This is a genomic window from Parasphingorhabdus sp., assembly GCF_036963705.1.
Taxonomy (GTDB): domain Bacteria; phylum Pseudomonadota; class Alphaproteobacteria; order Sphingomonadales; family Sphingomonadaceae; genus Parasphingorhabdus.
Map to the genome: position 1 here is coordinate 19,154 of NZ_JBALUT010000007.1, position 22,687 is coordinate 41,840.

General features: G+C 55.5%; 20 protein-coding genes. 6 read left to right on the plus strand and 14 right to left on the minus strand.

Annotated features, from left to right (window positions below; all coding sequences use genetic code 11):
• Window positions 1-27 precede the first annotated feature (27 nt).
• Window positions 28-459: an MAPEG family protein gene (locus V7680_RS02760; RefSeq protein ID WP_335651817.1), complete on the plus strand. Its 432-nt coding sequence runs from the start codon at window positions 28-30 to the stop codon at window positions 457-459.
• A gap of 21 nt (window positions 460-480) precedes the next feature.
• On the opposite strand, the gene V7680_RS02765 is transcribed toward V7680_RS02760, so the two are convergent.
• From V7680_RS02765 to V7680_RS02800, 8 genes are read right to left on the minus strand one after another with little or no spacing between them, the layout of a single operon-like run.
• Window positions 481-1,689: a class I SAM-dependent RNA methyltransferase gene (locus tag V7680_RS02765; RefSeq protein ID WP_335651762.1), complete on the minus strand. Its 1,209-nt coding sequence runs from the start codon at window positions 1,687-1,689 to the stop codon at window positions 481-483.
• Window positions 1,686-3,068 (minus strand): NAD(P)H-hydrate dehydratase, encoded by a 1,383-nt coding sequence (locus V7680_RS02770; RefSeq protein ID WP_335651763.1) that lies wholly within the window; start codon window positions 3,066-3,068, stop codon window positions 1,686-1,688. The genes V7680_RS02765 and V7680_RS02770 overlap by 4 nt, the downstream gene beginning before the upstream one ends.
• A 29-nt stretch (window positions 3,069-3,097) precedes the next feature.
• Window positions 3,098-3,547 carry a hypothetical protein gene (locus tag V7680_RS02775; protein ID WP_335651764.1) on the minus strand — a complete coding sequence of 150 codons (450 nt, stop codon included), beginning with the start codon at window positions 3,545-3,547 and terminating at the stop codon, window positions 3,098-3,100.
• Window positions 3,534-5,255, minus strand: coding sequence for a dihydroxy-acid dehydratase (ilvD, locus tag V7680_RS02780; RefSeq protein WP_335651765.1), 1,722 nt, complete (start codon window positions 5,253-5,255; stop codon window positions 3,534-3,536). Before ilvD ends, V7680_RS02775 begins: the two co-directional genes overlap by 14 nt.
• Before the next feature lie 50 nt (window positions 5,256-5,305).
• Window positions 5,306-6,034: an N-formylglutamate amidohydrolase gene (locus tag V7680_RS02785; protein WP_335651766.1), complete on the minus strand. Its 729-nt coding sequence runs from the start codon at window positions 6,032-6,034 to the stop codon at window positions 5,306-5,308.
• Window positions 6,031-6,885: a 4-(cytidine 5'-diphospho)-2-C-methyl-D-erythritol kinase gene (locus tag V7680_RS02790; RefSeq protein ID WP_335651767.1), complete on the minus strand. Its 855-nt coding sequence runs from the start codon at window positions 6,883-6,885 to the stop codon at window positions 6,031-6,033. The genes V7680_RS02785 and V7680_RS02790 overlap by 4 nt, the downstream gene beginning before the upstream one ends.
• Entirely contained in the window at window positions 6,885-8,567 is a 1,683-nt protein-coding gene (locus V7680_RS02795) for a tetratricopeptide repeat protein (protein WP_335651768.1), read from the minus strand. Before V7680_RS02795 ends, V7680_RS02790 begins: the two co-directional genes overlap by 1 nt.
• Window positions 8,542-10,197: an electron transfer flavoprotein-ubiquinone oxidoreductase gene (locus tag V7680_RS02800; RefSeq protein ID WP_335651769.1), complete on the minus strand. Its 1,656-nt coding sequence runs from the start codon at window positions 10,195-10,197 to the stop codon at window positions 8,542-8,544. The genes V7680_RS02795 and V7680_RS02800 overlap by 26 nt, the downstream gene beginning before the upstream one ends.
• A 173-nt stretch (window positions 10,198-10,370) precedes the next feature.
• Here V7680_RS02800 and V7680_RS02805 point away from each other — a divergent pair, with 173 nt between their 5' ends.
• Window positions 10,371-11,102 (plus strand): uracil-DNA glycosylase family protein, encoded by a 732-nt coding sequence (locus V7680_RS02805; protein WP_335651770.1) that lies wholly within the window; start codon window positions 10,371-10,373, stop codon window positions 11,100-11,102.
• Window positions 11,099-12,841, plus strand: a complete 1,743-nt coding sequence (locus V7680_RS02810) for a lytic transglycosylase domain-containing protein (RefSeq protein ID WP_335651771.1) — start codon at window positions 11,099-11,101, stop codon at window positions 12,839-12,841. Before V7680_RS02805 ends, V7680_RS02810 begins: the two co-directional genes overlap by 4 nt.
• A gap of 85 nt (window positions 12,842-12,926) precedes the next feature.
• On the opposite strand, the gene ahcY is transcribed toward V7680_RS02810, so the two are convergent.
• Both ahcY and V7680_RS02820 read right to left on the minus strand, forming a co-directional pair.
• Window positions 12,927-14,327, minus strand: coding sequence for an adenosylhomocysteinase (gene ahcY, locus V7680_RS02815; protein ID WP_335651772.1), 1,401 nt, complete (start codon window positions 14,325-14,327; stop codon window positions 12,927-12,929).
• Window positions 14,328-14,483: 156 nt separating this feature from the next.
• A complete protein-coding gene (locus V7680_RS02820) occupies window positions 14,484-15,044 on the minus strand; it encodes a YqgE/AlgH family protein (RefSeq protein ID WP_335651773.1) in 561 nt (186 codons plus the stop codon).
• Window positions 15,045-15,194: 150 nt separating this feature from the next.
• On the opposite strand from V7680_RS02820, the gene V7680_RS02825 reads away from it, so the two are divergent.
• Window positions 15,195-15,671, plus strand: coding sequence for a peroxiredoxin (locus V7680_RS02825; protein ID WP_335651774.1), 477 nt, complete (start codon window positions 15,195-15,197; stop codon window positions 15,669-15,671).
• A 59-nt stretch (window positions 15,672-15,730) separates the two neighbouring features.
• Here the strand turns inward: V7680_RS02825 and V7680_RS02830 are convergent, their stop codons facing one another.
• The 4 genes from V7680_RS02830 to V7680_RS02845 form a co-directional block, all read right to left on the minus strand.
• Window positions 15,731-17,569 (minus strand): M2 family metallopeptidase, encoded by a 1,839-nt coding sequence (locus V7680_RS02830; protein ID WP_335651775.1) that lies wholly within the window; start codon window positions 17,567-17,569, stop codon window positions 15,731-15,733.
• A 57-nt stretch (window positions 17,570-17,626) separates the two neighbouring features.
• Complete coding sequence (locus V7680_RS02835; RefSeq protein ID WP_335651776.1) at window positions 17,627-18,154, minus strand: hypothetical protein; 528 nt, start codon at window positions 18,152-18,154, stop codon at window positions 17,627-17,629.
• 8 nt (window positions 18,155-18,162) lie between these two features.
• Window positions 18,163-18,915: an alpha/beta fold hydrolase gene (locus V7680_RS02840; RefSeq protein WP_335651777.1), complete on the minus strand. Its 753-nt coding sequence runs from the start codon at window positions 18,913-18,915 to the stop codon at window positions 18,163-18,165.
• Window positions 18,916-19,087: 172 nt separating this feature from the next.
• Window positions 19,088-19,735: a 2-hydroxychromene-2-carboxylate isomerase gene (locus V7680_RS02845; RefSeq protein WP_335651778.1), complete on the minus strand. Its 648-nt coding sequence runs from the start codon at window positions 19,733-19,735 to the stop codon at window positions 19,088-19,090.
• A gap of 59 nt (window positions 19,736-19,794) precedes the next feature.
• On the opposite strand from V7680_RS02845, the gene V7680_RS02850 reads away from it, so the two are divergent.
• Together V7680_RS02850 and V7680_RS02855 are read left to right on the plus strand one after the other, a co-directional pair.
• Window positions 19,795-19,950 (plus strand): hypothetical protein, encoded by a 156-nt coding sequence (locus V7680_RS02850; RefSeq protein WP_335651779.1) that lies wholly within the window; start codon window positions 19,795-19,797, stop codon window positions 19,948-19,950.
• 217 nt (window positions 19,951-20,167) lie between these two features.
• Window positions 20,168-22,561: a TonB-dependent receptor gene (locus V7680_RS02855; RefSeq protein WP_335651780.1), complete on the plus strand. Its 2,394-nt coding sequence runs from the start codon at window positions 20,168-20,170 to the stop codon at window positions 22,559-22,561.
• The last annotated feature ends 126 nt before the right edge of the window (window positions 22,562-22,687 follow it).

Genomic DNA, 22,687 nt, shown 5'->3' on the forward strand with positions numbered 1-22,687 from the left:
CACAACAGTTTAAGGGAAGATTTTATGATGGAAAATAACCTAATGCTGCAACCGATGGTTGCGCTCATCCTGTGGACGATGCTGATCTGGCTATGGATGTATGTCACCCGCATCCCGGCGATGAACAAGGCCAAGATCGACTCTGCCAATCTGGTGGGGACCAAAGGTGGTGATCTGGATGAATTGCTACCGCCCGCGGTCCAGTGGAAGGCTCATAATTATAACCATTTATTAGCGGAACCGACGCTTTTCTACGCAATTTGCGTCGTTTTGATCCTGTCAGGTGTCGGAACTGGACTGAATGTGACTCTCGCCTGGGCCTATGTCGGCCTGCGCGTCCTGCACAGTCTGATTCAGGTGACGAGCAATCGGGTGCTCTTCCGGTTTCTGGCTTTTGTCCTCTCCAGCCTTTGCCTGATCGCCATGGCTATCCATGCCGCCATTGCAGTGTTCCATTAGTCCGGGAAGCAGGATTGGCAACTAGCGAGTGAAGCTTGAAACGATCTCTACATGGGTCGACCACAGGAATTGCCCGACCGGCCAGACCTGTTCAAGCTTGTAGCCGGCGTCGCACAACTGTTTGGCATCTCTGGCAAAGCTCGCCGGATTGCAGCTGATGTAGCAGATTTTTGCGACGTCCGATTGAGCCAGTTGCAGGATCTGCTCTCGCGCACCGGCGCGCGGCGGATCGAGAATGACGGCGTCGAAACGGTTCAGTTCCTCGACGCTGAGCGGGCGCCGGAACAGATCGCGATGCTCGCAGAATATCTGGCGGGTAGAGTGATTGGCCGCCAGCTTCAGCGAGCCAATCGCGTCGCGGGCGCCTTCTGCGGCATAGACTTTCTTGTCCGCACCGAGCGCGAAGGTGAAAGTGCCCAGTCCGGCAAACAGGTCGGCAATAAGCTTAGCATCGCCGACGGCTTCCAGCATCGCGGCGATCAGGACTTTTTGCCCATCATGGGTTGGTTGCAGGAAACCGCTATGAGGAAAGTTTACCGCGGTGCCGTTGAGCGTGACGGTCACCGGCTCCGGTTCCCATTGGGTCTCGGGGCCATAGCCACCATCCACCGAAAGACGCGCCAGGCCATTGGCCTTGGCAAAATCTGACAGGGCTTCACGTTGCTCGAGCCCCTCTGGCTCGTAATTGCTGATCAGCAAGTCGATACCCTGATCGACCAGCGTCATTTCGATATTCATATCATGTTTGCGGCGAGATGCGTTCTTCAGAAACGTCCGCAACGGCGCGAGCAGATCGAACATCTCCGGAACCATGATTTCGCATTGTTTGAGATCAATGATCCGGTGACTACCGGCGCCGCTGAATCCGAGCTTGAATTGATCCCCGAGTTTAGCTGCGCGCAAGCTGGCACGGATCCGGGTTTTGGGTTGGGATATCTGGGGCGGATGCATTAGTTCGGCCTGCAATCCTTGCCCTTCCAGCGCGTAGGCCACACGGTCGGTGAGAAACTGGATATAGCTCTCCGCATCCAGCTGTTGCAGGCTGCAGCCGCCACAGGACTGGAAATGCTGGCAAGGAGCGTCGACATGATGCGGTCCCTTGATCAGGCCACCTTCGTCATTCAAACGATCCAGCGGAGCGGAAAATGCGACATGGCGGCCATCGGAGGTCACACCGTCACCCTTGGCGGCGACACGAATGATCAGGTCGGGATCGGGAGTCTCGGTCATAAACATTCCTGCAGAGTGGCGGGGAGCTGATCGATCAGCATTTCCGGTGTGAAAGCGGGGCCAGCCAGATGTGCCGCCCTGCTGTGCAGCCATTGGCCCCCGCACGCTGCCCTATAGCCACTCACGCCGCTTGCCAAGCGACTTGCGATGATCCCGGCCAATATATCCCCGGTCCCTGCGGTAGACAGCCATGGACAGGATTGAGCGGAGATCGAAGCTTTGCCGTCTGGGCCGACGACAACCGTATCGGAGCCTTTTAACAAAATGCTGCATTTCGCCTCACGGGCAAGCTTGCGGCAGTCATCGATTCGATATTGCAGTGCGTCCGTCATCAGTGAGGAAAATTCGCCCGCGTGGGGTGTTGCGATGGTCTCGGCAGAGCGCGCGCTCACAAGATCGGCAAATTGCGGTCCGGCAACGGTGAGCGCATCGGCATCCAGCACAAGCGGTGCATCCGTCGCTAATGCGGTGTTTAACAGATCTTTCGCCTGATCATCCCGACCCAGACCGGGGCCGAGGACAATGGCGGAAATACGACGGTCGGAAAGTTTTTGTTGCAGATCGGCCACGTCTCGCACCGTCTCGACCACGATACTCGGGTGCGGCGTTTCGAAACCGGGAGCCGCAAAGATTTTGACATAGCCAGCGCCTGATTTCTGGGCCGCCATTGCGGTCAGTTTTGCAGCGCCGGTCATCGCGCCCGCCACGACCGCGACCAGACCGCGGCTATATTTATGATCTTGCGAGCTTGGCCCGGAAAGCCCGGGTTTCGGCAATATTGAAAGCTGGCTTTCGGCCATGATGCCGATATCTATCCCGACCAGATCACCCATGATGCTCCGCGCCGGTTCGAGATAATGGGATGGTTTAAATGCGCCCAGCGCTATGGTGATATCGAATGGCGGAAGCTCGTTGAAACATATTCCAGAATCGGATTCGACCCCGCTCGGCAGATCGATTGCGATCCGCCGTTTTGCTTCTGCAAACAGGCGCTCGAAATGGTGGAACCAGTCCTGTCCGACAGCGCGGGTCAATCCCGTTCCAAAGAGGCAATCAACAAATTGTGCTGCGGGTCTGGCATCGGCCAGAGACAGGGTTTTGCCGCGCCACTGTGACTTTGCATAACGCGCAGCCTCAGTCTTCGGTTCGAGGGGTGCAACGACGCAGACGTCGACGCCTTTTTCAAGCAACCACTGAGCGATGACATAACCATCGCCGCCGTTATTGCCTGGCCCGCACAGGATCAATGTCGGCAAATCAGCAGAAATGCGCCAGATCATCTGAGCAGCGCCCTGCCCGGCCCGGCGCATCAATTCATCAACAGAAACCCCGCCGTCGATCAGCATCTGTTCCGCTGACTGCATTTCTGCGGCGGTCAAGATGTTCCCGTGATTGAGCAATTATGCCTCTAGTTTCCGGCTTGTGCCGGTTCTTCGCCAGCGGCCGGAATGGTATCGGGAGTTGCTTCGGAGTTGGCGCTGGCTTTGATTTGCGCCGGCAACAGATATTTGTCGGGACCAACGCTTACCAGAATCTGGCCATCCTCGACGATCGAAATCTTGGCCTTGTCGAAACCGTCAGCAGCTTCCAGCCCGCGACCGTCGGTCAGCACATTGAACCGGCGAAACCCCCCGTCGGGATGGCGGATGATCATCGTCACGCCGCCCTCGCCGCTCAACCGTTCCGTGAAGCAACCGCGGGTAAAGTCGCTGTCACCGTTGATCGCGCATTCAATCTTGCCATCATCGCCCGCCTGATTGCCTGCGCGCTGCTCTGCTTCGGCAAGCACACCATTGTCCGGCTTGTTGTCACAAGCGGCTAGCAACAGGGTCAAGGCGATGACACTAGATATCCGCATAGACATGCTTTTCCGCTTTCGCTCCGGGATGGGTTACTGCGCCTTGATATGCAGGACCGACATTCTGGGCATAACGCCACAGGGAGCCAGAACCATAATCGGTTTCGCGCTGGACAAATTTTGTCCGGCGCTCGGCGAGCACCGCTTCGTCCACTTCCAGATCGATGATCCCCGCTTCAGCATCGATATTGATCATATCGCCCTCTTCGATCAGTCCGATCGGTCCACCAGCGGCGGCTTCCGGTCCGACATGACCGATACAGAAACCACGGGTTGCTCCCGAGAAACGGCCGTCGGTAATCAGCGCGACTTTCTCTCCCATACCCTGACCGTATAGCGCAGCTGTCGTCGCCAGCATTTCACGCATGCCCGGACCGCCTTTCGGCCCTTCATTGCGGATAACGACTACCGAGCCTTCCTTGATCTCGCGTTGCTTGACCGCAGCAAAGGCATCTTCCTCGCATTCAAATACCTGAGCCGGTCCGCGAAATTGCAGACGAGCCATTCCGGCCACTTTGACAATCGCACCCTCTGGTGCCAGCGAGCCTCTCAGACCAACAACACCGCCGGTTGCGGTGATTGCGTGCTGGACGTCATAAATGACCTTCTGGTCTGGGTTCCAGACGACCTCATCGATATTCTCGCCCAGTGTCTTGCCAGTGACCGTAATGCAGTCGCCGTTGATCAGGTCGTTATCCATCATCGTCTTCATCAGCATGTATACGCCGCCTGCATCATGCATATCCCTGGCGACATATTTTCCGCCCGGCTTGAGATCGGCGAGATAGGGCGTGGTTTTGAATATCTCGGCAACGTCGAACAGATCGAATTCGATACCGGCTTCGCTGGCCATGGCTGGCAAATGCAAGGCGGCGTTGGTCGAGCCACCGGTAGCGGCGACTACGCGGGCCGCGTTGATGAATGCGTCTCTGGTGCAAATATCACGTGGTCGCAGGTTGAGTTCGATCAGGTTCATGATCTGGCGACCAGCAGCTCGCGCCATATCGTCACGGGTTTCATAGGGCGCTGGCGCCATATTGCTGTTCGGGAGCGACAGGCCAATCGCTTCGGCCACACAGGCCATCGTATTGGCGGTAAACTGGCCACCGCAAGCGCCGTGACCCGGGCAAGCGACTTTCTCGAGTTCGATAAGCTCCTGCAACGGGCAATTGCCTGCGCTATGCTGGCCGACCGCTTCAAATACGTCGACGACGGTGACATCATGATCATGGAACCGCCCTGGAAGAATCGAACCGCCGTAGACGAAGATCGACGGCACGTTGAGCCGCAGCATCGCCATCATCATGCCGGGCAAACTCTTGTCGCAGCCGGCATAGCCGATAACCGCATCGTAGCAGTGGCCGCGAACGCTCAGCTCGACGCTATCGGCAATGACCTCGCGGGAAACCAGCGAGGCTTTCATGCCCTGATGGCCCATGGCGATACCATCGGTAACGGTAATGGTGTTGAACCGCCGCGGCGTTCCACCGGCTTCGATTACGCCTTCACGGGCGATATCGGCTTGCGCGTCGAGCAAGGTGTTGCAGGGAGCGCTGTCATTGCCCGCCGAGGCAATGCCGACGAAGGGCTTGGCGATATCCTCTTCTGTCATTCCCATCGCATAATAATAGCTGCGCTGGGGGGCGCGCTCCGGACCAACGCTAACATGCCGGCTCGGCAAACGGGACTTATCGAATCTATCGCTCATTACGGGTTCCATTGTTGAATTTCCGGATCGTCCTTCCAAAACTCCGACGTTTAAGCAAGAGCCGTTCTTATTTTATCGCAAGTACGCAATAAAATGTCGGCAAAACGACGCTGCCCAGCCTCTTCCATGATGAGGTCCTGACGGAGCTCGACGCCGAAATAGGGCTGGCCGACGGCTTCACAATTGCGGTTCATCGTCGCGTTCAGTTCCTTGCCCGAATAGGGACGCTGATCGCCGATGATGAGTTCCGGTTCTTGTTCGAGAAACTGTATCGCAAAGCGGGATGCCGTCTCATATTCATTATACATGATCCCGACGTCCCAAGGGCGTTTCAGCTGTAGATCGGACCGGAGCGTAGGTGAAAAACTGTGCAGCGAGAGTACCAGCGAGGGCTTGAGGTCAGCGATCAGCGAACGAACCCGCTCGTGATAAGGGGTGAAATAGCTGTCTATCCTAGCCTTTCTGCCTTCGGGGGAGAGATGGTTTCCCGGGATTTCGACCCCGTCGCTGCGCGGCTGGATGACCGAAGCTTCGTCCGGATAGCGATTGAGGTCCACCACTAGCCGGGAAGCCGTGCTGAGAATCGCGAGATAACCGTTAGTCTCTGTCATCATGCGGGCAATCGGAGCAGTGCCGGGATCGAACGCGATATGATCATCCGCAAATTGCGGCGAAATACCCAGATCAACTTCATCCGGAACATGGTTGGACGCATGATCGACCACAATCAGCACCCCGCCTTCATATGGAACTCCGGATATTTCAAAAGCTTCAGTCATCGAAATTCTCCTATCATCGTCCAGATATTGTCCATCGCCTTCCGGCAGTGGCGCTCGGCCGCTGCGGCTGCGTCCAGCGTGTCAAACAAGGCAAAACAGGTTGCGCCGGAGCCGGACATTTGCGCCATGACCGGCTGGCTCTCGTCGAGCAATTGCAACATATCCGTCAATATCGGTACCAGCGCAACAGCGGGTTTCTGGAGGTCGTTTCTGCCGTTTCTGGCAATCTCCATTGGACTCCCGTCGCCGAGCGCGCCGCGATCGACACCATCCCATGCAGCGAAAATGTCTGCCGTCGACACCCCGACCAAGGGGTTGATCAATAGCGCAGCATGATTGCGCAAATCATCGCCGGCTATGATCGCCAAATCCTGACCGATGCCTGTACCGCGGCATGTCTCGCTATGGACGCAGGCAGGGACATCCGCGCCCAGCGGCTTTGCAACATCAGCGAGTGCAGCGAGGGAATGGTCCAGTCCCCAATAGCGGTTGAGCAGTCGCAAGGTTGCTGCGGCATCGGCCGAGCCTCCGCCGATCCCCGAGGCAACAGGGAGCCGCTTGTCTAAATGGAGCCGCGCGCCCTGCGTTACTCCCGATAACTCCGCAAGACGCTGGGCAGCCTGCAAAACAAGATTGTCCGTGCGGCTCAATCCCTCGGAAAACTGTCCGCTGATTTCCAGCGTCACACCCGCGCCCGGTTCCACCGAAATCACATCACCCTGATCGAGAAACGCAAAGATGGTTTCAATCTGATGATAACCGTCCGGCAATCGTTTGCGGACGTGTAACGCCAGATTTATCTTTGCATATGCAGTTTCTTCATTCGTCATAACCAAATTGGAATCGGACATCAGGGCGACAGAAGTTCGGGTCGCAAGCCGAGATCGATCTTGCTGGCAAGGCGTTGCACATCCTCTCCTTCGGCGAACAGTTTCGCCGATTTCCACGCATAGCGCGCTTCGTAAAGACGACCGACAGTCCAATAGGCATCACCAAGATGTTCGTTGATCGTCGGATCCTGCGGCTGGCCTTCGAGAGCGCTCTCCAAATAGGTCACGGCACGATCATGCTCTCCGGTAATGAAATAGGCCCAGCCAAGGGAGTCGGTAATTGCTGGAGAATCCGATCGCAATTCATGCGCCTGCTTGATCGCCGCTACCGCTGCTTCCCTATTTTCCCTCCGTTCGAGTTGGGCGTAGCCCAGATAATTGAGAATGGCTGGCGAGTTGGGCAGCAATTCATTGGCTTTCTGCAATGCCTGCAAACCCTCTGGCCAAATCCCGGCTTGTTCCTGGGCTCCGCCCAACGCCAGCCAGTAGCTGGCCATCAGCATAGCAGGGCGTCCAAGCTTCTCACCCAGTTTAATGGCCGATTCAAACGAGTTGGCGGCCGCTGCATTGTCACCCTTCACCTGCAGCGTCTGGCCTTTCAATATATGCAATTCGGGGGCGTCGGGATTGAATTGTAACGCTATGTCGGCCCGGGCGATGGCCTGGTCATATTGTCTGTTGGTAACGAGACTGGCGATTCCGGAGCTGAGCCCGACCAAATAATAAGGGCTTTCGACCCCGATTCTGGAAAATTCGGCGACAGCAAGTTCGTGGGTTTCCGCAGCAGCATAGCTTCGCCCGAGCGTCAGAAATGCGTAGTCCGATTTGCCGGCAACCCGAGCGCCAACCTGCGCCATGACTTGTGCCGGAAACCGGGCTTGTTGCGCAGCCAGATCGCTGGACAGTCTCTGAAAAAGAAAGGCGAGACCAAGTGATGCATCGACTTTTTGCGCAATGCCCTTCTTCTGTCCGGCCTCGATCTGCTCCAACAATTTCTGCTCGGGTCCCGAAGAGCCTGACTTTAGAATTTCCTTCGCCGTTGCCGGATCATTGATCGCCCAGAAATGCCGGGCAGCGATCATCCGGATCGGCGCCATCCTGGCTTCATCACGCTGAACAAGTCCAACCAACAGACCAACGGCATCGCTTTCCCGCCGGTTCGCCAATCTATTCAATATTAGCTGTTCTTCGAGATAATATTTGGCGGTCGAATCACTTTGTTTCGACGACAGCGTTGCGTCGGCACTCCGCCCTCTCGCGGTTGCAACCCAAGTATCGAGAAACGGTTGCATGAAGGCGAAATTCTTGAGCGCTTCCAGTTCTACTATCGCGAGTTCGGCTCCGTTCCAGTCCCGCGAGGCAAAGGCCTCTGCAAAGATCACCAGCGGCATTTCCGGATCCGCTTTACTACGCGACTGCAGGGTCCGGGCGGCTTTCACTGCCAGATCGAAATTCCCAACCCTTATCGCACTGACATAGGCTTTCCCGGCCAGAAGCACGTTATCCGGCTGTTCCTTCAAACTTTCGGCGTAGACCGAGGAAGCGGTCTGGAGCTCATTTGATGCTTCAGCAAGTCGCGCTTCGACAAAGCGGTTCAGAGCCGACGCACTGTCACCACGACTGGCTTGAACCGGTGAAACGGCGAGCCCGGCGACGACAAGCGCGCAAAGGCTGAGCTTACATATTCGGATAATTTGGACCACCGCCCCCTTCTGGAACGACCCAATTGATATTCTGGGACGGATCCTTGATATCACAGGTTTTACAGTGAACGCAATTCTGTGCATTGATCTGGAACTTCGGTTTGCCAGCCTCGTCCTCGATAAATTCATAAACACCCGCCGGACAATATCGTGCCGATGGACCAGCGAAAACCGGGAGATTTACATCGACCGGAATATTCGGGTCTTTCAGTTGCAAATGGACCGGCTGGTCTTCTTCGTGATTGGTGTTGGACAGGAACACCGAAGACAGGCGGTCGAAACTGATCACACCATCGGGCTTGGGATATTCGATCTTCGCACAATGTTCTGCCCGTTTTAGCCGCGACCAATCGGGGTGCAATTTCATCGTGAACGGCATTTTGATTTTGAGATGCTCGGCCCACATGTTCATGCCGGACAATATAGTTCCGAGGAAATCGCCATATTTTTCTACCGCCGGCAGGACATTGCGGACCACCCGCAATTCTTCGCGCACCCAGCTATTCTCATAGGCTGTTCCATAAGCGCTGAGCTCGTCGCTTGTCCGCTCGGCGACAATCGCTTCATAAGCAGCCTCCGCGGCCATCATGCCGGTCTTCATCGCGGTATGCGTGCCCTTGATCCGCGGAACATTCACGAAACCGGCAGAACATCCGATCAGGGCGCCACCCGGGAAATATAGCTTGGGAACCGCCTGGAAACCGCCGTCATTGATCGCGCGTGCACCATAAGAAACGCGCTTGCCGCCTTCCAGTATCTTGCGGATTTCCGGATGCTGCTTCCAGCGCTGCATCTCTTCAAACGGCGACAGATAGGGGTTTTCGTAGTTGAGCCAGGTAACAAAGCCGAGCGCTACCTGATTATCAGCCTGATGATAGAGGAAACCGCCACCATTTGCGCCTTCGCTAAGCGGCCAGCCTTGCGAGTGGATGACGCGGCCTGCCTTGTGCTTGGCGGGATCGATATCCCACAATTCCTTGATGCCGAGGCCATAAATTTGGGGTTGGCTGTCGGCAGTCAGTGCAAACTGCTTTTTCAATATTTTGGTCAGATGGCCATGAGCACCCTCGGCAAAGAACGTATATTTGGCATGCAGTTCCAAGCCAGGCTGGTAATCCGGTTTATGGCTGCCATCGCGTGCAACGCCCATATCGCCGGTAGCGACGCCTTTTACCGAGCCATCGTCATTGTAAAGAATTTCTGCCGCGGCGAAACCGGGGAAGATTTCGATGCCCATATTTTCGGCCCGCTCGCCTAGCCAACGACACAGATTGCCAAGCGAACCGGTGTAGGTTCCCTTGTTGTGCATGAACGACGGCGTCATGAAATGAGGTATCGAGAATTTCTTGTTCTTGGTCAGGACCCAGTGATGATTCTCGGTGACCGGTGTCTTCGCCAAGGGGCAATCCTCGTCCCGCCATGACGGCAGCAGTTCATCGAGAGCCTTGGGATCTACTACCGCTCCGGAAAGAATATGCGCTCCGATTTCGGAGCCCTTTTCCAGAATGCAAACCGAGAGGTCCTTGCCTGCCTCGTCCGCCATCTGCTTGAATCTTATGGCTGCACTGAGACCCGCGGGACCACCCCCGACTATCACCAGGTCATAAGGCATTGACTCACGTTCACTCATGTCGCTTTTCCTACAATTCTTGCTTTTATTCTCATCTACATTCGGTCTGTCGTAAACCGCAACCCTCTGGGCAGGAACCTGCTTTCCCGCCAATTGACCTATTCGTCAACTCATGACTCTATGCATAAATGAATTTAATCAACTCACCAACGTCAAATCCATCCACTGAGTCGATGATCCACAGTCTGCAGAACTGGTGGTCTCTCGCCGGTGTCGAACTGGATTATGCCGATCAACCCTCCGCGCTCCTGACAGCCGAGGCGGCGCCACCGCCGGTGACAAGCTCCCCCGCTGCTTCCGTTACGAAACGCGTGCCGGAAGAGCCCATTCTTCCCGTCCGTAGCGAACCTTTGCCAACAGATTACGCGGATTTTATTGATTGGTTAGCCAATAGCGATGACTTGATCGAAGCGAAATGGTCGAAGCATCGCGTCGCGCCTCAGGGCGCTCTGGAACCGGAGATTATGACGATTTCGGCGCTTCCGGAAAAAAATTCTCATGGTGACGTGAAATTGTTCAATTCGGACAATCAGAAGCTTCTGGGCAAGATGCTGGCTGCGATCGGCTGCGATTCGGAAAAGTCCTATTCGACAACGATTGTTCAGGCTTTGCCGTTTGATGGCAGAATTGACGAGCCCCACTGGACCGCCCTGAGAACGAGGCTTTTTCACCATATCGGACTGGTCCGTCCCCAGCGCGTAATCTGCTTCGGCGACCTCGCAGCGAAGATAATATTTGGTGAAGACCTGATGTCAGCGCGCAAAAATAAGCAATTTATTAACCATGGGTCCTCCAAAACAGAGGCGATCGTAACGTTTCATCCGCGGATCCTGATCGAGCGGCCGTTATTCAAGGCCGAAGCTTGGAAGGATTTGCAAATGCTGACAAGGATTTCTACCTCGTGAAACTGAAACTGGCACTGACTGCATCCCTTCTCACTCTCATCGCGACGCCTGCGCTCGCCGATGACGGTGCGGTGCTCTACAACAGCGCATCGATCGCCAAGGATATTCCTTCGCAATTAAAGCGGCAGCAGTCCGAGCATTATCGAGCGCTATTCTCGGCGATGAACGCCAATCAGTGGGAGCGCGCGAAAAACCTGATGGACAGCGCGCCAATAGGTCCGCTCAAATCAATCGCACAGGCGGAATATTTTCTCGCAGCCAATAGTCCCCGGGCCGAGCTCGGACCGTTGTTGACATTGGTCAACGAGGCCCCGCAGATCCCTCAGGCAGCCCAATTGGGTCGCTTGGCCGAGAAACGCGGAGCGCAGTTGCTGCCCAGCCTGCCACAGCGCCGCAATCTTTCCTGGGTTCCCGGCTCTCCTATTCGTTCGAAACCGAATGACGTGAATTCGGACAGCGCCGCCAACGGAGTGCGTGGCCAGATCATCGATTTTATCAAGAATGACAATCCGCAAGGCGCAGAATCCCTGCTCAGCGCCAACGCTCAGAACATGTCGTCCGAAGGACGCACAGAATTGGAGCAACGGGTCGCATGGTCTTATTATATCGAGAATGACAATAGCTCTGCCTTGCGACTGGCCCAGCAAGCCCAAAATGGCGCCGGCGAATGGGTTGGTCATGCCGACTGGGTCGCAGGATTGGCGGCCTGGCGCCTGAACGATTGCCGGACCGCTAGCATCGCATTTGAAAAAGTCGGGCGCTCAGCCGCCAACGCAGACCTGAAGGCCTCCGGCCTTTACTGGAGCGCGCGTTCAGATTTGAAATGCGGTCAACCAGAAAAGGTCCAGGGCAAGCTACAGGCTGCGGCGCGTATCGATGACAGTTTTTATGGAATGCTTGCCGCCCAGACCCTAGGCATGGAGTCGAGCAAATCGGAAACCATGGAAAGTTTCGAGAAATCGGACTGGCGGGCGCTCGAGCGTCACGAGAATGTCCGGGCTGCGATCGCGCTGGTCGAAATCGGCGAAGAACGGCTAGCCGATGAAACATTGCGGTATCAGGCAACAATTGGCGTGGACAGTGATCACCCTGCCCTGATCAAACTTGCGCGGGAACTGAATTTGCCACGGACCCAGCTCTGGCTGGCGCATAATGCTCCACGCGGAATGACGCCGGACGCCCAGTCCCGCTATCCTGCGCCGAAATGGAAGCCGGATGGCGGATGGCGGGTAGATCCGGCACTCATCTATGCGCATACGTTGCAGGAATCTGCGTTTCGTAGCCAGGTTGTCAGCCCGGCCAACGCGATCGGATTGATGCAGGTGCGTCCTGGAACCGCCGGCGATATCGCGCGGGCAAATGGCCTCAATTTCAACGAAGCCGACCTATACCGGCCTTCGACCAATCTCGAATATGGCCAATCCTATCTCGAATATCTCGGCAAATCATCGATCACCGGAGGCAAGCTTCCGAAAATCGCAGCGGCCTATAATGCCGGCCCCGGTGCGGTACAACGCTGGAACAGCGAAGTGGTCGACAATGATGACCCGCTCCTGTTCATGGAGAGCATTCCCTATGTCGAGACCCGCGGCTATGTCTCGATAATCCTGCGTAACTACTGGATGTACGAGAAACAAGCAGGCATCCAGTCGGTCAGCGCCCGCGCATTGTCGCAAAATCTTTGGCCACAATTTCCCGGCAATCCGGATGGACGCAAGACGCAGTTCACATCCCGCTGAGCTCACAACTCTAAAATCCAGACAGCAAAAAGCCGGGCAGTGATATTCGCACTGCCCGGCTTTTTAATTCTGAATATTTATCCGCCTAGTAGCGATAATGGTCCGGCTTGAACGGCCCTTCTGTCGGGACACCGATATAATCGGCCTGTTCCTGGCTAAGCTTGTCCAGTTTCACGCCGAGTTTCGCGAGATGCAATTCCGCGACTTTCTCGTCGAGATGCTTTGGCAAAACATAGACATCATTTTCATATTGTTCCGGACGCAACCACAATTCGATCTGCGCCAGCACCTGATTGGTAAAGCTTGCCGACATAACGAAGCTCGGGTGACCGGTTGCACAGCCAAGATTGACCAGACGGCCTTGGGCCAAGATGATCAGCTTCTTGCCGTCGGGGAATTTGACTTCATCGACCTGAGGCTTGATTTCGGTCCACTGCATGTTCTTGAGGCCGCTGATCTGGATCTCGCTGTCGAAGTGACCGATGTTACAAACGATCGCACGATCCTTCATGGCGCGCATGTGATCAACGGTGATGACATCCTTGTTGCCGGTTGTGGTCACGAAGATGTCAGCCCGTTTCGTGGCTTCGTCCATCGTCACAACTTCAAAGCCTTCCATGGCAGCCTGAAGCGCACAGATCGGATCGATTTCGGTTACGAGCACACGCGCGCCGCCGTTGCGGAGCGATTGTGCCGAACCCTTGCCGACGTCGCCAAAACCAGCGACCGCTGCGACCTTACCGGCCAGCATGACGTCGGTTGCACGGCGGATCGCATCAACCAGCGACTCTTTGCAACCATAAAGATTGTCGAACTTGGACTTGGTCACACTGTCGTTGACATTGATCGCCGGGAAAGGAAGCTTGCCGATCTTGGCGAGTTCATAGAGGCGGTGAACGCCGGTGGTGGTTTCTTCCGAAACGCCCTTGATGGCTGCAACGGTCTTGGTCAGATAACCGGGACGTTCTGCCAAAAAGCGGGTCAGGGTCGCGACGAAGACTTCTTCTTCTTCGTTATCCGGCTTGAACAATTCTTCACCGGCTTCGACCCGGGCACCCCAAAGGGCAAACATGGTGGCATCGCCGCCATCGTCCAGAATCAGGTTGCAGGTTTCGTCTGTGCCCCAGTCAAAGATACGCTCAACATAGGACCAATATTCTTCCAGAGTTTCGCCCTTGATCGCAAAAACCGGGGTTCCGCCTGCTGCGATAGCCGCTGCGGCGTGATCCTGGGTCGAGAAAATATTGCAGGAAGCCCAGCGGACGTCCGCGCCAAGATCGAGAAGGGTTTCAATCAGCACGGCCGTTTGAATGGTCATATGCAGCGAACCGGTGATCCGAGCACCTTTCAGTGGCTTGTCTGCGCCAAATTCTTCGCGCAAAGCCATCAGGCCCGGCATTTCGGTTTCAGCTATTTCAATTTCCTTGCGACCGAAATCGGCGAGGGAAATATCCTTGATGACATAATCTTGGGTTGCGGTAGCCACGTCTTGTCTCCTTGAAAACGAAATGCCGCACGGGCAATCCGGTGCGGCAACATGGCTTTTCAATAACCGCTCGTGGCCTCAGAAGCAAATATAAAGATGTCTTTATATTTGATATTATGTGAGTCTACAGCCCCGCAGGTCGTAACAATCAATGGGTCAGGCGCTGCCAAATCCCGTCGACAGCTTTGCCGGATCAATCCCCAGAGCCTGCCAGGCCATCAACCATTTGTCCCCGGACCGGGTCTCGTAAAGCCAGTCTGGAGAGCCTTCGGCGATCGACCAGCCATTCTGGGTGAGCTCGCCTTCCAGCTGTCCTTCTCCCCATCCGGAATAGCCGAGCGCGATGGTCCAATGCTTGGGACCGCGTCCCTTGGCAATCGCACCGAGCATGTCGACCGAGCTGCTTAGCCCCCAGCGATCCCCGACCTGAAGCGTATCCGACATATTGATATCGAGACTATGGAGTATGAAACCGCGCTGGGTCTCCATCGGACCGCCGAGAAACACCTCGCGGTCAGGCGCTTCGGCCGGATCAATGTCGAACTGCCGCAAGATATCGTGAAAGCTTATGCCTTCGACCGTTTCGCCTATGTTGATTCCCAACGCACCGTCTTCATCATGGGAGCAGATGGCCACCACCGACCGCGCAAACCGGGGGTCTGCCATTCCCGGCGTAGCGAGGAGAAATTGTCCAGAGAAAAATACGAGATCATCCATTGCCTGTAGCATAGCGATGCAATGACGAACTGCCCATGGCAAAATTTGCCGGCGATTTGTTTGGTGGACTTGCTTGCAATTTTACGCGGCTGCCACCACGTTCATTAATCGAGACAAGTTTCAATACCCAACCAAGATGAGGAGCAAAACATGATCAACAAAGGCGATAAAATTCCCGAAGTGAATCTGGTCAAGGCAACCGCAGAAGGCCCACAGCAAGTGAGCTCGAGCGAATATTTCGCCGGCAGGAAAGTAGCCTTATTCTCGGTTCCCGGCGCGTTCACGCCGACCTGCTCGGCAAAGCATCTTCCTGGCTATGTCGACAAAGCCGCCGATCTGAAAGCCAAGGGCGTTGATGAAATTGCATGTACCGCAGTCAATGACGCATTCGTGATGGGCGCGTGGAGCAAGGCATCGGGCTCCGAAGACGTGACCATGCTGGCTGACGGCAATGGCGATTTCGCCAAAGCGGTCGGACTTGAAATGGACGGTTCTGGATTTGGCATGGGTACGCGCGGTCAGCGTTTCTCGATGATCGTCAATGACGGCGTCGTCGAAGAACTGAACGTCGAAGCACCGGGCGATTTCAAAGTCAGTGCCGCAGAATATATGCTCGATCAGCTTTAATCCAAAGCGATCGAAATAACGGCCGGCGGAAACCTAGGTTCCCGCCGGCTTTTTAATGTCTACCAACCGCAGGATTTTCCTGCATTCTCTGTCTTCAGCCAGTCCATCAGCGGAGCGAAATAGCTGATCATAGCCTTGCCATCCATCTCCCGCGTACCGGTGAAGGCTTCAAGCGCGTCGGGCCAGGGCTTGGATGCACCCATTTCCAGCATCGCGTTGAGCTTCGCACCGACCTGCTCGTTGCCATAGAAAGAACAGCGGTGCAGCGGCCCCTTCCATCCGGCTGCATCGCAAGCGGCCTTGTAGAATTGGAACTGCAAAATCCGGGCTAGGAAATAGCGTGAATAAGGGGTGTTGCCCGGGATGTGATATTTTGCGCCGGGATCGAAAGCATCAGCAGGCCGCTCGACCGGCGGAGCGATGCCCTGATATTCAAGTTTGAGATTGTGCCAGGCCTGGGTGTAGTTTTCCGGCTGGATATCGCCGGAGAAAACCTGCCAGCGCCATTTGTCGACCAGCAGGCCGAATGGCAGGAACGCGACCTTGTCCATCGCCTGACGCAACAACAGTCCGATATCCTTGTCGGCGCTCGGGACCTTGCTCTTATCCAGCAAGCCTACCTGAACCAGATATTCCGGCGTGATCGACAAGGCGACGGCATCGCCGATGGCTTCGTGGAAGCCGTCATTGGCACCGTCGAGATGAAGATAGCTCTGTTTGTTATAAGCGCGCTGGTAATAATTATGACCAAGCTCGTGGTGGATGGTGGTGAAATCGTCCCCGTTGACCTTGATGCACATCTTGATCCGGATATCGTCGACATTGTCGATATCCCAGGCGCTGGCATGGCAAACGACTTCGCGGTCAGCGGGCTTGGTGAACAGTGACCTTTTGTAGAAAGTCTCCGGCAGCGGTTCAAAGCCGAGGGAGGAAAAGAACCCCTCGCCTGCCTTGACCATTTTCATCGCATCATAACCTTTGGAGGTCAGCAGTTCGGTGGTATCAAAACCGATGTCGCCAGCGCCTTCCGGTGCGACGATATCATAGATATTGCCCCATTCTTGCGCCCACATATTGCCGAGCAGATCGGCACGGATTGGGCCGGTTTTCGCCTGGACTTCATCGCCATATTTCTCGTTGAGCTTGTCGCGGGTGTAGCAATGCAACTGGTCGTAGAGCGGCTTGACCTGCGCCCATAATTTGTCGGTTAGCTTGGCGAATTCATCCGCCGGCATGTCGTAGCCGGAGCGCCACATTGCGCCGACATCGGCAAAGCCGAGCTCCACAGCGCCTTGATTGGCAATCTCTACCATCCGGGCATAATCATCCTTCATCGGCGCGCCGACATTGCTGTGCCAGCTTGCCCACATTTCGGAGAGTTCTTCCGGATTGCGATTGGTGCCCATGGCGGCTTCGATATCGGAACCGTTGATTTCCTTGCCGTTCAGCGTGCCCTTGCCTTTTCCATAAGCGGAGTTCAGCTTGGTTGCGATCTCGTTCAGCTCGGTAGATGCGCCTTCCGTTGTGGGTGCTGGCAGAACGATCCCGCCGCGCAATTTATCCAGCTTTCGCCTGGTGACCGCATCGAGACCTTTGACGTCGTTGAACTTGGCAGCTTCGATTGCGGCCTCCACCGACATCGTGGTCCCTTGCGCGCCGACCTTCGCCGCCAGCGCGTCGGTATCGTCGGTGATGAAATTCGAATTGATCCAGTAGATCCGCGCGGCGTCGATCGAGAAATCAAACAGTTCCTTTTCGGTATCGTCGACAAATTGCTTCGCATCAACGGCGGTGGGCGGAGCGGTTTCGTCCATCGCATCATTTTCATGATGCTTGGCCAAGGCCGGCGTAGACAGAGCCATGGTTGCGATTGCGAAGATCGAAGCGGCGGTTTTCATATTGTCATCCTCAACTATTATGAATTTGGTTGGAATTGAAACTTTCTTGGCGGCCGGTCAAGCCCGTGTTTCACGCCATCGCCAGATTAGCGCTAGTAATATGGCGATGGTGCCGACTATCCAGGCGACAATTTTGATCGGGCGAACCAGCGCCGCCGTGCCCGCGAGCAAGTCGCTACCTTGTTGAAGAACAAGCTGGACCAGTTGGCTGACGGTTTCGATATAGTCCGTCAGACCGAAGAGGAAATAGCTTAGTACGCACAACAAGCCCAGTTTTTTCAGCGTCGGCGATTTCGCCCGCTGCCAGATCAGCCTTCCGCCGATGATGCCGCCGGACATATAAAGGGTAATGAATATAAGATCCGCGATCATGCCCCAACGTGCCAACTCCAGGACACCTGCGTCAGCCCAACTCTGCTGGATATCGTTCACCCTTTGGGCGTTTGCCGCGCTTTGGTGATCCAATATGCCTCCGGGGGCAACCACGGTCTCGAGTGCCCCGCCTGAAGCGATGAGATAGATGAACAAGGCCATCCCGCTTCCCCAGAATATCCAGAAATTGCGCCAGCTATATAGTTTCGGCATAGTTCCTCCTATCCGACCAAAAAGCGTACCATTTCCTGGCTCATTTCCACCTTGGTCACACTGCTCATATGGGTTCCGGGGATTGCAACATAGTGGCCGTTGAGCAGGATCGCTGCCAGTTCTTCCGGATCGCCGTTATCGTCATCCTCACTGCCACAAAGGACCAATGTTTCTGTTTCTATGCTTGCGGCATCAGCAGGATCCATATCGGAAAAGGTCGCGAGCAACAAACTCGCCGCCAAAGGATCGATTTTCTGGCTTTTCATGAACTGGGTAGCCATCCAGTACGGATCGCCGCGTTTGGCACTATCCTTGAGCCGGATCGCCTCCTGGAAAAATTCCTGTCGCCGTTCCCATCCAGCAAGACCCTGGAGCCCCATGCCGGCGAGTATCGCTTTAAACGGACTGGCACCGGTCACCAGCAGCCGTGCCGTGGTCCGGGCTCCCAGCGAGAAGCCGCCGAGAGCATAATCAGACAATTGCAGATGCGCGATCAACGCCAAGGCGTCCTGAACCAGCACATCATCGGGATAGGCAGCCGGATCATGCGGTGCCTCGCTTTCACCATGAGCGCGCAGGTCGGGCATGATCACCCGGAAACCGGCATCGGCCAGCGCCTGCGCATGATCGAATTTGATCCAGTTGGTGTTTGCGTTGGAAAACAGGCCGTGGAGCAACACCACCGGACGGCCTTCTCCCATTTCATGGATTTTGAGGCTTACCCCGTCAAAGGAAGAAAAGTCCCAGCTTTTTGCGGTCATTTATCGACTCTCATTATCCAAAGTTAGTCAAAGTTAGGGCCAAGGAACGATATGCTGCAAAACCTGCCGGCATCCCATCCGGTGACCCGGAGACTATCAGCCCCGACACTGATAGAAGGCCGGCCAAGACTATAGTTTAGCGTTTCAAAGCACTGTAGGAAAGCTTCAAAATCTAGCGTGATGCAAGCCCCTTTTGCTTCATCCGCCAGACCGCCAGTTCAATCCGATCCTGCCCGAAAAACGGCTCACCTTCAAACACCAGCGTCGGCACTCCCCAATGGCCCGAGGCTTCAAGCGCCTTTTGATTGTCGGCGATTTCTGCGTCCAGTCCCTCCGACTGGGTCGATGCTTCGACGCGAAGTTCTGTCAGGTCCAGTCCGGCCCGCTGCGCTGCTTTTTCCAGATGATCACCTTCGTTCCAGCCTGCGGTTCCGCCCCAGATCAGTTGCGAGACCTCATTGGCAAATTCCAGTCCCTTGCCGCGCCGCGAGGCAGCCTGACCCATGCGGGTCAGTTCGAAAATATAGGGTTGCTCGGCGGCAATCTTGCGGGTCGCGATATCCTGAACGATCGGATCGGGATTGGGCGGTGCCAAGGGAATGCCCATATGCTGCGCGACCCGGAATATATCCTTGAACACATAGCCCAGCCAATTGGGGTGATTTTTCTCGAAAAAGTCTGGTTCCCGGATCGCCAGCGGGTAAACGAACCGCTGGTTGATCTGCAGATCATATTCCTCCGTCAAGGCAACATAACGCCGCGTCGCGAGATAGCTATAGGGAGAGCGGAAGGACCAATATACGTCTGCATGTAATGTCATAGCCGGATATTGCACCGGGGTTGATTGCAAAGGCAAGCCCCTAAAATCGGGACCATGAAATGGGCAAGGAATTCCCTAACGCTTGGTTCAGTGCACAGCACCGCCAGGAAGAGCTGGTCGGTGGCCTACGGAACGAACACAGAAGAAATCCGGCGATACCAACGAAGTGCATTTTTGTTGTCGAAGGCAAAATCACCGGCAAGCGTATCTGGTGATACGGGGGTTCGCTTCTTCCCTGCGCCGGAATTTCCTCCAATGAAAAGAGCCATATCCAGCAATAGTTGATTGAAATTTAACCACCGTGTCCAATGTGCAACGGAGTGACATTATTGGCACAATAGAGGACCAATCCATCTTCACAATGACGGCTCGCAATTGACCTGTACCCCCAGTTCTTTATCTTGTCGGCAACATTGAGGAGAGGAACTTCAAATGAAAAATTTCAAACATTCTCGCAAAATCCTGCTGTCTGGCCTTTCGACAATAGCTGTGATGTCAACTGCTGCTCCGGCATTGGCGCAAACAGAGGCTGCTGCAGAAACAGACAGCAATATCATCATCGTTACCGCGACAAAGCGTAACGCCAATCTCCAAGACATTCCATTCTCTATCAACGCCCAAACCCAGGCCGATATTCAACGAAGCGGCGCAGTAACTCTGGAAGATATCAGCCGCAACGTCGCTGGCCTGAGCATCCAGAATCTCGGCCCCGGCCAAAGCCAGGTCGCCATTCGCGGGGTTTCTGCCGGACAGATTGTTCGCGATCAACCCGGCGTCAAGGAGCAAGTTGGCGTCTATCTCGATGAATCGGTGATTTCTTTGTCGCTATTCACTCCCGACCTCGACCTGTTCGATCTCAACCGGGTCGAAACCCTCCGTGGGCCGCAAGGAACATTATTCGGTTCTGGCTCGATCGGCGGAACGATCCGCTATATCACCAACCAACCCGACTTTAACGACGCTAGCGCTCTCGTCGAAGGCGATGTGCAGCTGGTCGACGGCGATGACATGGGCTGGCACCTGAAAGGTGCCGTCAACGTCCCGTTGGTTGAAGATAAAGCCGCGATCCGGGCCGTCGGATATTACACGCAATATGGCGGGTTTATCGATGCTCTTCGCGAAGGCGGCGGGATCACCGAAGATGTCAACTCCGGCGAACGTTACGGTGGCCGTTTGGCACTGGCATTGCAGCCAACCGAAGGCCTGACCATCACTCCGCGCGTCATCTATCAGGAAGTGATTGCCAACGGTAACAACCGGCAGGAAGTCTTCAACCTTTTCGCCAACCCGTTTACCACCACACGCCCGGCAGTAACGCTTGGCGAACGTCAGCAATATCTTTTGCTCGACGAAGCGTTTCGCGATGAAACATTGATTGCGGATCTCGTGGTCAATGCCGAGCTCGGATCGGTAGCGATGACGACCGTCACCAGCTTTACCGATCGCAACATTTTGGTAAGCCGCGATGCCAGCGCGCTGTCCGGATCGGTGTCGGTCGATCTGGGGTTTCCTGATGCTGCGGTTACCCTTCCCTCCAATTTGCGCGATGTGACCGATGTCGAGCAGATCAGCCAAGAAGTTCGCTTTGCATCGGATAACGACAGCCCATTCCAGTGGGTAGTCGGCGGATATTATTCGTCCGTCGAACGCCGTTACAGACAGCGCCTGCCAACCCCGGGATATGATGCGTTTACCGATGCGACATTGGGGGCCGGAACGTCGGCTGCTGTCGCGAACGGCTTTCCCGTCGACTCGCCGTTCAACTCCGATCTCGATTATGATATCGAACAGTTCGCCGCTTTCGGTGAAGCCAGTTTCGATTTGACCGATGCGCTGACCGTAACCGCCGGTGGCCGTTATTACGATTTCCGCGAAGTCCGGACAATCTCGACCGGCGGTCTCTTTGCAAATGGCGACACCGGAGTGGTCGACAAAACCTCGTCCACCGGTTTCACGCCGCGGCTTTTGGTAAGCTACGAAGTGGTTCCGGATATCAAGATCAACGCACAGGCTTCTCAGGGTTTCCGTCTGGGCGGCGTCAACGATCCGCTGAACGTACCATTGTGTACAGCCCAGGATGCGGCGATTTTTGGCGCATTTCAGGACTATGATGACGAGAAGCTGTGGAATTACGAACTTGGCGTGAAAGCACAGCGCGGCGGTATCCGTTTCAACGCGGCGGCCTTCTACACCGACATTTCGAATCTTCAGGTAACCTTGGACGCCGGTTCCTGTTCTTCGCGAATTTCGTTCAACGTGCCCAAGGCGCACACCGCCGGTTTCGAATGGGAATTGGGCGCCGAACCGATTGAAGGCTTTGATCTCGGCCTTTCCGGTTCGATCCTGCAAGCCGAATTTGACTCCACGGTTGTCGATGGAAGCGGAGCAGTATTGGGCGGCGTAGAGGACGGCAATCGCCTTCCTTCGGTTCCCAAATTCCAGGTGTCGGCAAACGCGACCTACACATTCCCGATCGGATCGGGCGATGCGTTCGTCAACGCGTCGGTCCAGCATGTCGGCAGCCGCTTCACCCAGCCAAGCGATCAGGTGAACAATCCTCGGACATTCGTGTCCGGCCTACCCTTTGGCGGCGCAACCGGAAATGAAGCCACCGTGGTGGACCTGAAATTGCCATCCTATCAGATGGTCAATCTCAGCGCAGGTATCGAACTGGACAACCAGCTTGATGTCATTGTCTATGTGAAGAATGTATTCGACGAAAATGCGTTACTGTCCTTCGACAGAGAACGTGGTGGGCGTGCACGCCTTGGTTACCGGGTGAGCCAGCCCCGTACTATCGGGATGACTGTCCGCAAGGGCTTCTGATCGATCCCATCCATATCTGACGAAGTAGAAAGCCGGCGCCGCAACGCGCCGGCTTTTTCGTGGGTACTGCTTGGTAAACTGACTGGCCGGCCATCAGAATCTAATCATTGCATATAATAAAATATG

What these genes read in the sequence shown, in the direction of transcription:
- V7680_RS02760 (WP_335651817.1), top strand. Translation starts at nt 28, where the DNA reads ATGGAAAATAACCTAATGCTGCAACCGATGGTTGCGCTCATCCTGTGG.
- V7680_RS02765 (WP_335651762.1), bottom strand. Translation starts at nt 1,689, where the DNA reads ATGACCGAGACTCCCGATCCCGACCTGATCATTCGTGTCGCCGCCAAG.
- V7680_RS02775 (WP_335651764.1), bottom strand. Translation starts at nt 3,547, where the DNA reads ATGCGGATATCTAGTGTCATCGCCTTGACCCTGTTGCTAGCCGCTTGT.
- ilvD (WP_335651765.1), bottom strand. Translation starts at nt 5,255, where the DNA reads ATGAGCGATAGATTCGATAAGTCCCGTTTGCCGAGCCGGCATGTTAGC.
- V7680_RS02785 (WP_335651766.1), bottom strand. Translation starts at nt 6,034, where the DNA reads ATGACTGAAGCTTTTGAAATATCCGGAGTTCCATATGAAGGCGGGGTG.
- V7680_RS02790 (WP_335651767.1), bottom strand. Translation starts at nt 6,885, where the DNA reads ATGTCCGATTCCAATTTGGTTATGACGAATGAAGAAACTGCATATGCA.
- V7680_RS02800 (WP_335651769.1), bottom strand. Translation starts at nt 10,197, where the DNA reads ATGAGTGAACGTGAGTCAATGCCTTATGACCTGGTGATAGTCGGGGGT.
- V7680_RS02805 (WP_335651770.1), top strand. Translation starts at nt 10,371, where the DNA reads ATGATCCACAGTCTGCAGAACTGGTGGTCTCTCGCCGGTGTCGAACTG.
- V7680_RS02820 (WP_335651773.1), bottom strand. Translation starts at nt 15,044, where the DNA reads ATGGATGATCTCGTATTTTTCTCTGGACAATTTCTCCTCGCTACGCCG.
- V7680_RS02825 (WP_335651774.1), top strand. Translation starts at nt 15,195, where the DNA reads ATGATCAACAAAGGCGATAAAATTCCCGAAGTGAATCTGGTCAAGGCA.
- V7680_RS02830 (WP_335651775.1), bottom strand. Translation starts at nt 17,569, where the DNA reads ATGAAAACCGCCGCTTCGATCTTCGCAATCGCAACCATGGCTCTGTCT.
- V7680_RS02835 (WP_335651776.1), bottom strand. Translation starts at nt 18,154, where the DNA reads ATGCCGAAACTATATAGCTGGCGCAATTTCTGGATATTCTGGGGAAGC.
- V7680_RS02840 (WP_335651777.1), bottom strand. Translation starts at nt 18,915, where the DNA reads ATGACCGCAAAAAGCTGGGACTTTTCTTCCTTTGACGGGGTAAGCCTC.
- V7680_RS02845 (WP_335651778.1), bottom strand. Translation starts at nt 19,735, where the DNA reads ATGACATTACATGCAGACGTATATTGGTCCTTCCGCTCTCCCTATAGC.
- V7680_RS02850 (WP_335651779.1), top strand. Translation starts at nt 19,795, where the DNA reads ATGGGCAAGGAATTCCCTAACGCTTGGTTCAGTGCACAGCACCGCCAG.
- V7680_RS02855 (WP_335651780.1), top strand. Translation starts at nt 20,168, where the DNA reads ATGAAAAATTTCAAACATTCTCGCAAAATCCTGCTGTCTGGCCTTTCG.